This window comes from Massilia sp., assembly GCF_031995545.1.
Lineage (GTDB): Bacteria > Pseudomonadota > Gammaproteobacteria > Burkholderiales > Burkholderiaceae_D > Telluria.
Genome location: NZ_DAMAGA010000028.1, coordinates 54,331 through 68,779 on the forward strand (window position 1 = coordinate 54,331; position 14,449 = coordinate 68,779).

The window sequence follows — 14,449 nt, forward strand, 5'->3', positions numbered from 1 at the left end:
GCTTTTATACCACGCAATTTTTACGCTTTCATTCCCGCGTTGCATGTGAGATATTCTCGCTTTCGGCTCGCCACCTCGTCGCATTGCTCGTGGCGAGCCGCTCCAGCAACAAAGGAACACCATGCCTTACGACCCGAACCCGGCGGCCTTCAAGCCGTACATCCCGGCCACCGCTCGCCTTGCAGAAATGACTCCCCGCGCCCTGATCATGGGCGTGATCCTGGGCATGATCTTCGGCGCCTCTTCGCTCTACCTGGTGCTGAAAGTCGGCCTCACCGTCAGCGCCTCGATCCCGGTCGCGGTGATCGCGATCACCCTGTTCGGCGTGGCCCGCAAGATGGGCGCACGCGAATCGACGATTTTAGAGAATAGCGTGGCCCAGACCGCCGGTTCGGCCGGCGAATCGCTGGCCTTCGGCCTCGGCGTCACCATGCCGGCGATCATGATTCTCGGCTTCGACCTGGAAATCTCGCGCGTGATGCTGGTCGGCGTGCTGGGCGGCCTGCTCGGCATCCTGATGATGATCCCGCTGCGCCGCACGCTGATCGTCGACCAGCACCGCGAACTGAAATACCCGGAAGGGACCGCCTGTGCCGAGGTACTGAAGGCTGCCGCCACCGACGTCTCGCGCGAAGCGGCGGGCGAAGTGCGCGAAGAAGGTTCGGATGCGATGCGCGAGGCCAAGCGCCGCGCGATGATCATCTTCGGCGGCTTCGGCATCGGCATCCTGTATAAAACCCTGAGCGTGTCGTTCAAGGGCTGGCGCGACACCATCAACTTCGAGTTCGGCGCGCCCTTGAAAGCCGGCAGCGCCGGGGCCGAGATTTCGCCGGAACTGGTGGGCGTCGGCTACATCATCGGTCCGCGCATCGCGTTCACGATGGCGGCCGGCGGCGTGTTGGCGTCGCTCTTGCTGATCCCGATGATCAAGTTCTTCGGCGAGCTGCTCACCGTGCCGCTGTCGCCTGGCACCATGCTGATCAAAGACATGACGCCGGACGATATCCGCGGCGCCTACATCCTCTACATCGGCGCCGGCGCGGTGGCGGCCGGCGGCCTGATCTCGCTGGTGCGTTCGCTGCCGACGATCTGGAACGGCCTGCGCGGCGGCCTTGCTGGAATGAAGCAAGGCAGCAGCGGCGACCAGTCGCTGCGCACCGACCGCGACATCCCGATGAAATGGGTCGTGATCGGCTGCCTGGCGATCATCGCCGTCATCTCGTTGGCCACGCCGCTGCACATGAACGTGCTGGGCGCGATCCTGATCCTGGTGTTCGGCTTCCTGTTCGCCACCGTGTCGTCGCGCCTGACCGGCGAGATCGGCTCGTCGTCGAATCCGATTTCGGGCATGGCGGTGGCGACGCTGCTGTTCACCTGCCTGATTTTCCTGGTGATGGGCTGGACCGGCGGGCGCTATTACGTCACCGCGCTGTCGGTTGGCGCCATCGTCTGCATTGCCGCCAGCAATGCCGGCACCACCTCGCAGGATCTGAAGACCGGCTACCTGGTCGGCTCGACCCCGCGCATGCAGCAGTACGCGATCCTGTGCGGCGCCTTCGCCTCGGCGCTGATCCTGGGACCGATCCTGCTCAAGCTGAACGAAGCGGGCACCGTCTATGTGCCGGCGGCGCAGGTAGCGCCCGGCCTGACGGTCGATGCGTCCAAGCTGGAAGAGACCGGCCAGCTGCACGGCCCGCAGGCCAAAGACGATGCCAGTACCTACAAGGTCTGGCACAAGACCGATACCGTCGGCGGCCCGGCCGGCAAGTACTTCGTGGCGAATGACGGCAAGGTGGTATATCTGGTCGACCCGGGCATCAACGGCCAGCACAAGACCCGTCCCGACGGCACCGAGGTCAAGAAATACGACGCGCCGAAGGCAGTGCTGATGTCGTACATCATCAAGGGCATCCTCGACCAGCAGCTGCCATGGACGCTGGTGCTGTTCGGCGTGATGATCGCGGTGGTGCTGGAAATGGCCGGCATCTCGGCGCTGGCATTCTCGGTCGGCGTCTACCTGCCGCTGGTGGCGACGCTGCCGATCGCGATCGGCGGCACGGTACGCTGGCTGGCGGATCGCCGCAACAACAAGCTGCCACAGAACGCGAACCTGAACGAGGAAGAGCGCCAGGCCGCGGGTGACCGCAGTTCGGGCACGCTGCTGGCGTCGGGTTATATCGCCGGCGGCGCGCTCGCGGGGATCATCATTGCCATCACGGCCGGCGTGCTGACTGAATTCGACAGCGCGATCGGCAAATGGGCGGAAGCGTCGAATCCGTTCTTTGCGGGGGATAGCTCGAACTACCTGAGCATGATTCCGTATGCGGTGATCGTGGGGCTGCTGTACTGGGTGGCGCGCGAGAAGGCGAAGAAGTAAGCGCGCGCGCGAGGCCGGCGCTGGAAACGACAACGCCGGCTTTGTGCCGGCGTTGTTCATTGATGGGGTGACGCGTTCAACACACTCCGATCAACCGCAAATCACACATAAGCCAGATCATGCTGGCGAATCGCATCCCCGATCCAGTCATCGGTCTGCTTGACCGGATACCCCAGCGCCTTGGCACGCGCAGTATCGAGCACCAGTGGCGTAGCCAGATCGAACGGCGAAAATGGCCCGCTCTCATCCGCCCCGGCCTTGCGTACCCGCGCCGGCTCGTCCAGCGCCTGCCCGACACGCGCATGCAGCTCATACGCCGACAGCGCGCCATCGTCGGCCGCATTCACCGCCCCAAGGAACTCCTGCGCCCCGGCCCAGGCCAGGAAGTTGGCCGCCTCCTGCGCCTCGATGAACGAAGTACGCGCACGCGCATGGGTGTACCGCAGCGGCGTGCGGGCCCGCACCAGGTCGACGTAATGCGCCAGCCGCCCGGTATAGTCGTCCGGCCCGCCCAGCACGTGCGCCAGGCGCACGCTGACCAGCGGCAGGCTGCCGTCGCGCAGCAGGTAGGCCTCGGCCTGGATCTTGCCGGCGACGTAGCAGTCGTTGGCCAGCGCCGGATCGTGCCACGGATACGCGGCGTCGATCGGCTGCGCCAGGATCTGCAGCGCGTCTTCATTGAACGGCGCGTTCTGTGCCGGCAAAGCGCGATAGACGTCGAGGGTCGACGTCATGACGTAGCGTCCCACCTTGCCGCCAAAGACGCGCGCCGAGATCGCGGCATCCAGCGGCGAGTAGCACATCTGATCATAGACGACGTCGAAGCGCGCGTCCTGGAAAGCGGCGCGCATGGCGGATTCGTTGCGGCGGTCGACGCGCACGCGCGCGATGCGGTTGCCGAAAGGGTCGGGCGCGTAGCCGCGGGTGGCGATCGTGACCTGGTGGCCGGCGCGCAGCAGGCGCTGGACCAGCAGTTTGCCGAAAAAGCGGGTGCCACCGATTACCAAAATTTTCTTGGGCATGGGGTGTCCTCTATTGATCCTCGTTATTGTCGCTGTGCCTTTACAAAGTCGCAACCGAGAAATAGTATGGACATTGACTAATAATTTCTTATGCATGGATCTGTCATGAAGCCTTTGCGCAGCCTTTCCGGGCTGATCGATTTCGACTGCGCCGCGCGCTGGGGCAGCTTTAAACTCGCCGCGCACGAGCTGCACAAGACCCCGGCCGCGGTGAGCCAGCAAGTCAGGCAGCTCGAGGAAAACGTCGGCTTTGCCTTGTTCGTGCGTTATCCGCGCCATATCGCGCTCACCGAAAAGGGGCAGGAACTGGCGATCGCCACCGGCCGCATGCTGGCCGAACTGCGCGCCAAGGTGGCGGCGCTGCAAAGCGGCGACGAGGAGGCGGTGCTGCGCATCTCGACCACGCACTCGTTCGCGATCAAGTGGCTGGTGCCGCGCATGCACCGCTTTACCAAGCTGTATCCGGAGCTCGACATCCGGCTCGATTCGAACGACAGCCAGGTCGACCTGCATGCCGACAGCACCGATGTCGCGATCCGCTACGGCCTGGTCGCCGAGGGCGACCCGCTGGTGCTGTTTCGCGAGCGCCTGGTGCCGGTCTACAGCCCAGAGCTGCTGGCGCCCGGCCAGGCGCCGTTGACGCTGGCCGACCTGCCGGATTACCGGCTCCTGATCGAGAAATCGTCCGAAGCCTGGCTCCAGCTGCTCAACGAGAACCGGGCGCTGAAAGGAGACTATCTGTTCTCGCGCGGGTATAGCCACTGGGGTGTGCTGGTGCAGGCGGCGGTAGCGGGGCAGGGCGTGGCACTGGTGCCGTACGGGATCGCATTCCAGGACCTCGCCGCCGGCGCCTTGCTGCGCATTGCCTGCCGCAGTGCACCGTTCGCCAACGGCTACCGCTTCCTGGCCAATCCGACCAAGGAGCACATGCTCAAGGTGCGGCGCTTCCGGGCCTGGCTGGACGCGGAGATGGAGTTGATGCGGGTGGAGTTCGACCGCGGCTGATGGCAGTACTGAATGAGGAATAAAAAACGGCGGCCCGCAGGCCGCCGTTTTCATTGAAGCTGGACGACGCTTACTTCACGCCGTGCATCAGCTTCTGGATCACCGGCGCCAGCACGAACAGCAGCACGCCGCCGCCCAGCAGCGACCAGAAGCCGAAGCTGTAGCCGCTCAGTGCCGAGGCCACCGACATGCCCGATTCGCCCGAGACGTGCGACGCGAAGATGCCCGACAGGTTGTTGCCGATACCGGTCGACAGGAACCAGCCGCCCATGCCCAGGCCGACCAGGCGGGTCGGGGCCAGCTTGGTCACCATCGACAGGCCGATCGGCGACAGGCACAGCTCACCGATCGACTGCACCACGTACACGGCGAACAGGGTCCAGAACGGGATCTTGCCGTTGTCGTTGATCAGCTGCGACAGCGCGTACATCAGCAGGCCGAAGGCCAGGCCGTTGAAGATCAGTCCTAGGCCGAACTTGCGCGGGATCGACGGGTTGGCGTTGCGCTTGCCCAGCATGACCCAGATCGCGGCGATGATCGGCGCGAACACGATGATGGCGATCGAGTTCACCGACTGGAACCAGGCCACCGGGAATTCCCAGCCGCTCAGGTCACGGTCGACGATGTTCGCAGCCAGGAAGGTGAACGAGCTGCCGGCCTGCTCGAAGAAGCACCAGAACAGGACGTTGAAGAAGAAGATGATCATCATCGCCCAGGTCTTGTCGCGTGCGACCTTACCTTCGCGGATGCCTTCGATGATCAGCATCGCGGCCAGGCCGATGAACAGCACGGTCAGCAGGATCTGCAGGTTGTTGGCGCCGGCCTGCAGCAGGAAGTAGACGATCGGGATCACGATCAGCGAGCCGACGATGACCATGATCTGGCGCTTCGGATTGGCCAGTTCGCCGACCGGTGCGCCGATGCCCTGCAGCGTCTTGCGGCCGATGTAGAACCACACCAGCGAGATCAGCATGCCGATGCCCGAGGCCAGGAACACGATCTTGTACGACGGCATGGCGCTGGTGCCGAACACCTTCTCGGCCAGGATCTGGGTCAGGATCGGAGCGAAGAAGGCGCCGACGTTAATGCCCATGTAGAAGATGGTGAAGCCCGAATCGCGGCGGGTGTCGTTCAGCGAGTACAGCTGGCCCACCATGGCCGAGATGTTCGGCTTGAACATGCCGTTGCCGACGATGATGGTCGCCAGGCCGAGCTTGAAGATGTCATGGTTCGGGATGGTGATCATGAACAGGCCGGCCGCCATGAAGATGGCGCCGGTCAGGATCGAACGCTGGTAACCAATGACGCGGTCGGCCACGTAGCCGCCGAAGACGGCGCCGGCATACACCAGCGCGAGGTAGGAACCGTAGGTGAGATTCGCTTCGGCCTGGCCGGATGCGTCGCCGCCGAAGAACTGGCCGACGATGTAAAGGACGAGTGCCCAACGGATGCCGTAGAAAGCGAAACGCTCCCAGAATTCAGTCATGAACAGCATCCACAGCGGTGCTGGATGGCCCATGATCTGTTTGAATTCTGGAAGCGGTCCCTTGGCGGGTGTAGTAGCTGCACCGCTCATGCGGTTCCTCCCGAAATAGAATGAATCGAATAATAGTTATGTGGCCCGCCCGACAGCCGCGAATGCGGCGGCCAAGCGTTCCAATAGGCACGCATTCTAGTGCATATCAGGCATGCCCAGCGAATTTTTTCCGGATGTGGTATTGACGTGCGAGGAGGGGGCACGGCGCGGTGCACGACTGCTCTTTTTTGGACAGGCAGGGCGCTGCGCTTTGGCGTATATTGCTGTCCAGGCCACTTGAGCTACAAGTAACAGAAGAGGAAGACCAGACCATGACCCATGAAGTAGTCGACACCCTGATTTCGCCGGAAAACCTGAAGTCGGTCGATACCCTGATTTCTCCCGAAGGCCGGCTCGAAGTGCTGTCCAAGGCCGAAGTGACCAAGCTGTTAGATACCAGCAAGGCCGGCCTGTACGACATCTTCCGCAAGTGCGCGCTGGCAGTGCTGAACAGCGGCAGCAGCATCGACGACGGCAAGGAGCTGATGGAACGCTATGCCTCGTTCGATATCAGCATCCTGCAGCGCGAGCGCGGCATCAAGCTCGATATCCGCGGCGCGCCGGGCCAGGCGTTCGTCGACGGCAAGATGATCAAGGGGATTCACGAGCACCTGTTCGCGGTACTGCGCGACATCGTGTTCGTCCATTTCGACGTCACCGACAATCCCAAATTCGACCTGACCCGCAGCGACGGCATCACCGACGCCGTGTTCCACATCCTGCGCAACGCCAACGTGCTGCAGGCGCAGAGGAACCCGAACCTGGTGGTGTGCTGGGGCGGGCACTCGATCTCGCGCCTCGAATATAACTACACCAAGCAGGTCGGCTACGCGCTCGGCCTGCGCGAACTGGATATCTGCACCGGCTGCGGACCGGGCGCGATGAAGGGTCCGATGAAGGGCGCCACCATCGGCCACTCGAAGCAGCGCCTGAGTGGCGGGCGTTACCTCGGCATCTCGGAGCCGGGCATCATCGCGGCCGAGTCGCCGAACCCGATCGTCAACGACCTGGTGATCATGCCGGACATCGAGAAGCGCCTGGAAGCATTCGTGCGCACCGGTCACGGCATCATCGTGTTCCCGGGCGGCGCCGGCACCGCCGAAGAGATCCTGTACATCCTCGGCATCCTGCTGCATCCGGAGAACGCCGAGATTCCGTTCCCGCTGATCTTCACGGGGCCGGCGGCGGCGCGCGAGTACTTCACCCAGATCGACCAGTTCATCGGGGTGACGCTGGGCGAGGCGGCGCAGCGGCGCTACAAGATCATCATCGACGACCCGGACGCGGTGGCGCGCGAGATGGTGGCCGGGATTCAGCAGGTGCGTGCGTTCCGCAAGGCGCACAGCGACGCCTATTACTACAACTGGCGCCTGAAGATCGACGCCGAATTCCAGAAACCGTTCAAGCCGACGCACGAAAACATGCGCAACCTGAAGCTGCATCGCGGCCAGGAACCGCACCTGCTGGCGGCGCAGCTGCGGCGCGCGTTCTCGGGCGTGGTGGCGGGGAATGTGAAGGAAGAGGGCATCCGCGCGATCGAGCAGTTCGGCAAGTACGAGATCCATGGTGAGGCCGCGATCATGGGGCCGATGGATGCGCTGCTGCAGTCGTTTGTCGAGCAGAGCCGGATGAAGTTGCCGGGCAAGGCGTATGTGCCTTGTTATACGATCGTTCAGTAAACTCCGCGTTGTCGTAGGGTTGGCGGCTCTGCCGCCGACGCGTCCAACGCACGTATGCATGACCGCACGAGTAATGCGGGCGCCGGTTGAACGCGTCGGCGGCGAAGCCGCCAACCCTACGTGATTACCGCGTCAATGAAAAAGGCCGCCTTTCGGCGCCCTTCGTTTTTGGGCGAGCCGTTGCCGGCCTACTACACTCAGTCTTCCTTGCGCAGGTGCGGGAACAGCAGCACGTCACGGATGTTCGGCGAATCGGTGATCAGCATCATCAGGCGATCGATACCGATACCGCAGCCACCGGCCGGCGGCATGCCGTATTCCAGCGCGCGGATGTAGTCGGCGTCGTAGAACATCGCCTCGTCGTCGCCCGCATCCTTGGCCGCCACCTGCGACAGGAAGCGCGCCGCCTGGTCTTCAGGGTCGTTCAGCTCCGAGAAGCCGTTGGCGATCTCGCGGCCCACCATGAACAGCTCGAAGCGCTCGGTGATCCCTTCGCGCACGTCCGAAGCACGCGCCAGCGGCGAGACTTCGACCGGGTAGTCAATGATGAAGGTCGGTTCCCACAGCAGCGCTTCGGCGGTCTCTTCGAACAGCGCCAGCTGCAGCGCGCCCAGGCCGGCGGTGGCGAACGGCTTGACGCCGAACTTCAGCAGTTCAGTCTTGATGAACTCGACGTCGTTGAGCTGCTCGGGCGTGTAGCCCGGCGCGTACTTGTCGATCGCTTCGACGATGGTCAGGCGCTGGAACGGCTTCGACAGATCCAGCTCGCGGCCGCCGTAGGTCAGCACGGCGCTGCCGTTCGAATCGATCGCGGCCTGGCGGATCACTTCTTCGGTGAAGTTCATGATCCACTTGTAATCGGTATAGGCCGCATAGAATTCCATCATCGTGAATTCCGGGTTGTGGCGGACCGATACGCCTTCGTTGCGGAAGTTGCGGTTGACTTCGAACACGCGGTCGAAGCCGCCCACCACCAGGCGCTTCAGGTACAGCTCCGGCGCGATGCGCAGGTACATTTCCATGTCCAGCGCGTTGTGGTGTGTGACGAACGGCTTGGCCGCGGCGCCGCCGGGAATAGGGTGCAGCATCGGGGTCTCGACTTCCATGAAGCCGTTCTTTTCCATGAAGCGGCGCATCGACGACATCGCGGCGGTACGCGCCTTGAAGGTGCGGCGCGTCTCTTCGTTCATGATCAGGTCGACGTAGCGCTGGCGGTACTTGGTTTCCTGGTCGGCCAGGCCGTGGAACTTGTCCGGCAGCGGGCGGATCGCCTTGGCCACCAAGCGCAGTTTGGTGACCTTGACCGTCAGCTCTTCGACCTTGGTCTTGAACAGCGTACCTTCGACGCCCAGGATGTCGCCCAGGTCGTAGCTGCGCAGTTCTTCCATCGCGGCTTCGCCGGCGCTGTCGAGGGTGATGTAGATCTGGATGCGGCCATCGGCGGCCGGGCCGGAACTATCCTGCAGGGTGGCAAACGCCGCCTTCTTGCCGGCTTCGCGGCGCAGCATCATGCGGCCGGCCAGCACCACCGGTACCGGTTCGGCTTCCAGCTCTTCGCGGGTCTTGCCGCCGTAGGTGGCGACCAGGTCGGCGGCTTTGTGCTGCGGCACGAAGTCGTTCGGGAAGGCGATGCCTTTTTCGCGGATCGCCGCCAGCTTGGCGCGGCGCTCGGCCATGATCTTGTTTTCGTCGGCGGCCGGAGTCGGTGCCTGCTGTTCTTGGTTTTCGGTGGTCATGATAGGTATGTTCTAGTCTTGGTGGTGCAGCCTGTGTTCAGGCGAGCAATGCGTCAACGTCCAGCTGCGAGAAATCGTTGACGATGGCGATCACGTTGTCGAATTCGGCGAACGCGGCAGGCGGCAGGGTGGTGGTCAGCACCACCGCGCGCATGCCGGCGCGGCGCGCCGCTTCCACGCCCAGCGGCGCGTCCTCGAACACGATCGATTGGGCCGGCATCACGCCACAGCGGTCGGCCGCCTTCAGGAACACGTCCGGGTGCGGCTTGCCGCGCGGGACGTCGATGGTGCCGATCACGACTTCGTCGAAGCGCTCGCGCAGGCCCATCTCGTCGAGCACGAAGCGCGCGCTGCCGGGCGAGGCCGAAGTGGCGACGGCGAGCTTCCAGCCGCGTGCGCGCGCCGTCTCGATGAAGGCGTCGAAGCCTTCGATGGTGCGCCGGTGCGGGCCGTACATCTCGCGGTACAGCACTTCCTTCTCGTGGGTCAGCGCCATGACTTCGTCGTCGCTCAGTTCTTCGCCGACGTAGTGGCGGATGATTTCCTTGCCCTGGCGGCCCGCCGTATCGCGGAAAAACTGGTCCGGATCGATGGTCTTCCCGCGCCGTTCGAAGAAAGCGATCCACGCTTGCGTGTGGAAGCTCATGTTGTCGACGATCGTGCCGTCCATGTCGAAGATCAGCGCGCGGGAAGAAGAAGTCATCGTGTCGTAGCCTGTGAGGTTGGAAGTTAAACGCCCTGCTTGAGCGAGGCGGAGATGAAGTCGTCCAGATCGCCGTCGAGCACGTTCTTGGTATTGCCGGTCTCGAAGCCGGTACGCAAGTCCTTGATGCGCGACTGGTCCAGCACGTACGAGCGGATCTGGTGGCCCCAGCCGACGTCGGTCTTGGAGTCTTCCAGCTTCTGCTGCTCGCTCATGCGGTTACGCAGCTCCAGCTCATACAGTTTGGCGCGCAGCATGTCCCATGCTTCGGCCTTGTTGCGGTGCTGCGAGCGGTCGTTCTGGCACTGCACGACGATACCGGATGGGCCGTGGGTCAGGCGCACCGCAGAATCGGTCTTGTTGATGTGCTGACCACCTGCTCCGGAAGCGCGGTAGGTGTCGATGCGCACGTCGGCCGGGTTGATCTCGATTTCGATCGAGTCGTCCACTTCCGGGTACACGAACAGCGACGTGAACGAGGTGTGGCGGCCGTTGGCCGAGTCGAACGGCGACTTGCGCACCAGGCGGTGCACGCCGGTCTCGGTGCGCAGGTGGCCATAGGCGTATTCGCCGTCGACCTTGATGGTGGCGGTCTTGATGCCCGCGACCTCGCCCTCGGACTGCTCCAGGATCTCGGCCTTGAAGCCCTTGCGTTCGCAGTAGCGCAGGTATTGACGCAGCAGCATCGAGGCCCAGTCCTGGGCTTCGGTACCGCCAGCGCCGGCCTGGATGTCGATGAAGCAGCTGGCGTGGTCCATCGGGTTGTTGAACATCCGGCGGAATTCCATGCCTTCGATGATCTTCTGGATTGCATCCAGGTCGCCGGCCACGGCTTCGAGCGTGTCGTCGTCGCCTTCTTCACGCGCCATGTCGAACAGGTCGCGTGCATCGGCCAGGTCGCCCTTGGCCTTCTCGAGCACCAGCACGACGCCTTCCAGCGCCTTCTTCTCTTTGCCCATCTCCTGGGCGCGCTTCTGGTCGTTCCAGATCGATGGATCTTCCATCTCCTGGTTGACCTGTTCTAGTTTCTCCGACTTCTTATCGAAGTCAAAGATACCTCCGAAGTTCGGCCTCACGACCGGTCAGGTCGTTCAGCAGGGCGGAAATGGCATTGATGCGTTCAGCTTCCATGGTCTTGGCAGTCTCGTACGTTGGTTGAATTGGTTGAATCGAACCGGAGATTATAAACGACTGCGCGCACGAAGTCGCCCGCGAGGCCCGGCCGAAGTTGTCTGGACAGATTCTTTCTTGCCCCGGCGAAGGGGGCTGCCGTATCATCGCCCCCGTCTATTCACCTGGAATCACCATGCCCGCAGCTTCAAATCCCATCTTGCGTTACCAGATTGGCATCGCTTTCGCCTCGGTCTCGGCACTGTTCAGCGCCTCCGCCATTGCCGCCCAGCCCTCGAAGGGCGCTTCGGCCGTGCTGGCCGTGCTCGAGACTTCCGACCTGCACTCGAACGTGGTGGGCTACGACTACTACAAGCTGCTTGATGAGCCGTCGATCGGCTTCGACCGCACCGCGACCCTGATCCGCCAGGCGCGCAAGGAATTCGCCAACACGCTGTTGCTCGACAATGGCGACACCATCCAGGGCACCGCCTTTGCCGACTACCAGGCGCTGGTGGCGCCGCCGAAGTGCGGCGAGGTGCTGGGCATCTACAAGATCATGAATGCGCTCGGCTACGAGGGCGCCACGGTCGGCAACCATGAGTTCAACTACGGCCTGCCGTTCCTGAACCAGATCACCGGCAGCAGCTTCAAGGTCAAGGATGTGCAGGCGGGCGCCAAGCCGTGCGCCGGTCCCAAGTTCCCGATCGTGCTGGCCAACATCCAGAGCCTGCAGACCAAACAGCCGCTGTTCGCGCCGTACCGCATTCTGGACAAGAAGATCGTCGCCACCGGCGCCAACGGCAAGCCGGTCGAGATCACGGTGAAGGTCGGCATCATCGGCTTCACGCCGCCGGACATCATGTCATGGGACAAGCGCTGGCTCGATGGCCGCGTGACGCCGCTCGACATCCGGGCCACCGCCGAGAAATACATCCCGGAGATGAAGAAGAAGGGCGCCGACCTGGTGGTGGTGCTGGGCCACGCCGGCCTGGATGACAGCCCGTATTCGGCGAAGATGGAAAACACCAACTGGCACCTGGCGAAAGTGCCGGGCGTGGACGTGGTGCTGATGGGCCACGCGCACCAGCTGTTCCCGAACAAGGACAGCACTGTCGGCCAGTTCAACCTGCCGGGCGTCGATAAAGTGCGCGGCCTGGTCAACGGCGTGCCGGCCGTGATGCCGAGCCAGTGGGGCAAGCACCTGGGCGTGGTTCAGCTGCACCTGAAGTACGACGGCAAGGCGTGGACCGTGGACAAGGACAAGACCGTGGTGCAGGCGCGTTCGACCCAGACCGGGCCGAAGACCTTCGTCGAGCCGGACGCCGAAGTGCGTGCGCTGGTGAAGGCCGAGCACGAGGCGACCATCGCCTACGTCAAGACGCCGATCGGTGCCACTCAGTTCCGCATGTCGAGCTACTTCGCGGACGTGGGCGATCCGTCGGCGATCGAGGTGGTCAACCGCGCGCAGGCGGGCTATGTGGCCAACTACGTCAAGGCCAACCTGCCGCAGTACGCGAATCTGCCGGTGCTGTCGGTGTCGGCGCCGTTCAAGGGCGGCTTCCCGACCGCGGCCGATTTCACCGATGTCCCGGCGGGAGACCTGGCGCTGAACAACGCGGCCGACCTGTATCTGTTCCCGAACTCGCTATATGCGGTGAAGGTGGATGGTGCAGGCCTGAAGGCGTGGCTGGAGACGGCGGCGGGACGCTTCAACACCATCGATCCGAAGCAGTCGGCGCAGCAGGAGCTGGTCAACAGCCGCTTCCCGAGCTTTAACTTCGACACTATCACCTCGCCGGACGTCAGCTATGAGATCGACGTCACCCGTGCGCCGGGCGATCGCATCCGTAACCTGCAGTATCGCGGCAAGGCGGTCGATGCCAAACAGGAGTTCCTGGTCGCGACCAATAACTACCGCGCCAGCGGTGGCGGCGGATTCCCGGGGCTGGATGGCAGAAATGTGGTGCTGGCCTCGCCCGACAACAACCGCGACATCCTGATCGAGTACGTGCGCAATGCCAAGCAGCTGACCCGCAAGGAGCATGGCTCGGCGCGTAGCTGGAAGTTTGCACGGGTCGAGACGGCAGGGCCGGTGGTATTCCGTTCGGCGCCGGGGCTGGTGGATCTGGCCAAAGAGGCCGGGCTGACCAACGTCAGCCAGCTGAAAGAAGATGACGGCGGTGGCAAGGGCATGGCCCTGTACGCGGTCGACCTGTCGAAGTAATGGCGTGTTGGCGGCTTTGCTGCCAACCCTACCGGCTTGATTAGTTAGCTGAAAAACCGTCACCCCCGCGAAGGCGGGGGCCCAAGTTCGTACCGCAGCCACTACGCTCAACGTAAGCCGTATGCACGCAAACTTGGGCCCCCGCCTTCGCGGGGGTGACGGTCAGGGGGTAACGAATCTAATATCGGTGCAGGCAGCTCAGCCCGCGCCCCTCAATGCAGCTGCTTCTTCGGCTCCTGCACCAGCACGAACGGGCTCACCACCGACGCCCACAGCGTCGCATCCTGTTCCACCCAGCTCTGCGCCTGCGCATCGCTCACCTTCGCCACCGTTCCTTTGCTCATCCAGCGGGTAATGCTCTCCTTATCGTCGTGGGCGATGCGCAGCGCCACGTCGATCAGGTCCAGCTGGTCGCTGACCCAGATCACCGAGCCGCTGGCGAAGTGGCGGTCGAGTTCCTTCCACTGGATGCGGCCAGTCTCGCGGTTGATCTTGTCGTGCAGTTCGGTGTCTTTTTCGGGATTGGTTTTCATGGTCGTGCCGAGTGAGTCATTGGATCTCGACCGCAGGATGCGGCGAACCCGCCCATGTTAACCGATACGTCTGCGCCTTGCGCACATTGCCGACCAGCGCCGGGCGGAAGCACGCCAGGCACGTGCCACCATCATGACGCACGCTGGGATAGATCACGCCCATCGAGCCGGCGTCGAGCAATTCGTTGGCCAGCGCCTGCGACGCCACGTAGCTGGCCGGATCGAGGCAGCCGCGATAGGCTTCGATGCCGCGCAGGTCGTGGAAGGTGGCGCTGAAATCGGCCAATAAGGCCTGGTAGGTGACGCTGTCGTCGAAGCGGTTGATCTCGCTGTATTCGACCGTCTTGTGGAAGATGACTTCGGCCAGCGCAGTCTCGCTGGAAAAGCCGCAGTACCAGGCACCGCGCTCGCCGTCGTTGAAACGGCTGCCTTCCGGACGCGCATAGGTAAAGGCGGCGTTGATGATGCGGAAGTTGGGCAC

At 63.4% G+C, this 14,449-nt stretch carries 11 protein-coding genes; 4 read left to right on the plus strand and 7 right to left on the minus strand.

Annotated elements, in window-relative coordinates:
- The first annotated feature begins 121 nt into the window (after nt 1–121).
- The gene (locus RTQ83_RS17640; RefSeq protein WP_312517228.1) at nt 122–2,377 is read left to right on the plus strand and encodes an OPT family oligopeptide transporter; all 2,256 of its coding nucleotides are present in this window, start codon (nt 122–124) and stop codon (nt 2,375–2,377) included.
- Between the two features lie 101 nt (nt 2,378–2,478).
- Here the strand turns inward: RTQ83_RS17640 and RTQ83_RS17645 are convergent, their stop codons facing one another.
- The gene (locus RTQ83_RS17645; protein WP_312517230.1) at nt 2,479–3,399 is read right to left on the minus strand and encodes an NAD-dependent epimerase/dehydratase family protein; all 921 of its coding nucleotides are present in this window, start codon (nt 3,397–3,399) and stop codon (nt 2,479–2,481) included.
- Between the two features lie 105 nt (nt 3,400–3,504).
- Here RTQ83_RS17645 and RTQ83_RS17650 point away from each other — a divergent pair, with 105 nt between their 5' ends.
- Nucleotides 3,505–4,404 carry a LysR substrate-binding domain-containing protein gene (locus RTQ83_RS17650; protein ID WP_312517232.1) on the plus strand — a complete coding sequence of 300 codons (900 nt, stop codon included), beginning with the start codon at nt 3,505–3,507 and terminating at the stop codon, nt 4,402–4,404.
- Between the two features lie 70 nt (nt 4,405–4,474).
- On the opposite strand, the gene RTQ83_RS17655 is transcribed toward RTQ83_RS17650, so the two are convergent.
- Nucleotides 4,475–5,980: a peptide MFS transporter gene (locus tag RTQ83_RS17655; protein ID WP_312517235.1), complete on the minus strand. Its 1,506-nt coding sequence runs from the start codon at nt 5,978–5,980 to the stop codon at nt 4,475–4,477.
- Between the two features lie 272 nt (nt 5,981–6,252).
- On the opposite strand from RTQ83_RS17655, the gene ppnN reads away from it, so the two are divergent.
- The gene (gene ppnN / locus RTQ83_RS17660; RefSeq protein WP_312517237.1) at nt 6,253–7,659 is read left to right on the plus strand and encodes a nucleotide 5'-monophosphate nucleosidase PpnN; all 1,407 of its coding nucleotides are present in this window, start codon (nt 6,253–6,255) and stop codon (nt 7,657–7,659) included.
- Nucleotides 7,660–7,856: 197 nt separating this feature from the next.
- On the opposite strand, the gene lysS is transcribed toward ppnN, so the two are convergent.
- The 3 genes from lysS to prfB all read right to left on the minus strand — a co-directional run bounded on the left by lysS (nt 7,857) and on the right by prfB (nt 11,229).
- Nucleotides 7,857–9,395: a lysine--tRNA ligase gene (gene lysS / locus RTQ83_RS17665; protein WP_312517239.1), complete on the minus strand. Its 1,539-nt coding sequence runs from the start codon at nt 9,393–9,395 to the stop codon at nt 7,857–7,859.
- 37 nt (nt 9,396–9,432) lie between these two features.
- On the minus strand, nt 9,433–10,098 hold the full coding sequence (locus tag RTQ83_RS17670; RefSeq protein ID WP_312517241.1) for an HAD family phosphatase: 666 nt from the start codon (nt 10,096–10,098) through the stop codon (nt 9,433–9,435).
- A gap of 26 nt (nt 10,099–10,124) precedes the next feature.
- Nucleotides 10,125–11,229, minus strand: a protein-coding gene (gene prfB / locus RTQ83_RS17675) for a peptide chain release factor 2 (RefSeq protein ID WP_312517243.1) whose coding sequence is annotated in 2 segments (ribosomal slippage) — nt 10,125–11,147 and nt 11,149–11,229 — 1,104 coding nt in all. Because the reading frame shifts where the segments join, the coding sequence is not laid out codon by codon here.
- Nucleotides 11,230–11,404: 175 nt separating this feature from the next.
- Here prfB and RTQ83_RS17680 point away from each other — a divergent pair.
- Nucleotides 11,405–13,435 carry a bifunctional 2',3'-cyclic-nucleotide 2'-phosphodiesterase/3'-nucleotidase gene (locus RTQ83_RS17680; RefSeq protein WP_312517245.1) on the plus strand — a complete coding sequence of 677 codons (2,031 nt, stop codon included), beginning with the start codon at nt 11,405–11,407 and terminating at the stop codon, nt 13,433–13,435.
- Nucleotides 13,436–13,647: 212 nt separating this feature from the next.
- On the opposite strand, the gene RTQ83_RS17685 is transcribed toward RTQ83_RS17680, so the two are convergent.
- On the minus strand, nt 13,648–13,968 hold the full coding sequence (locus RTQ83_RS17685; protein ID WP_312517247.1) for a DUF2288 domain-containing protein: 321 nt from the start codon (nt 13,966–13,968) through the stop codon (nt 13,648–13,650).
- A gap of 16 nt (nt 13,969–13,984) precedes the next feature.
- Nucleotides 13,985–14,449: RES family NAD+ phosphorylase (locus tag RTQ83_RS17690; RefSeq protein WP_312517249.1), on the minus strand; the 465-nt coding region annotated here is incomplete at its 5' end.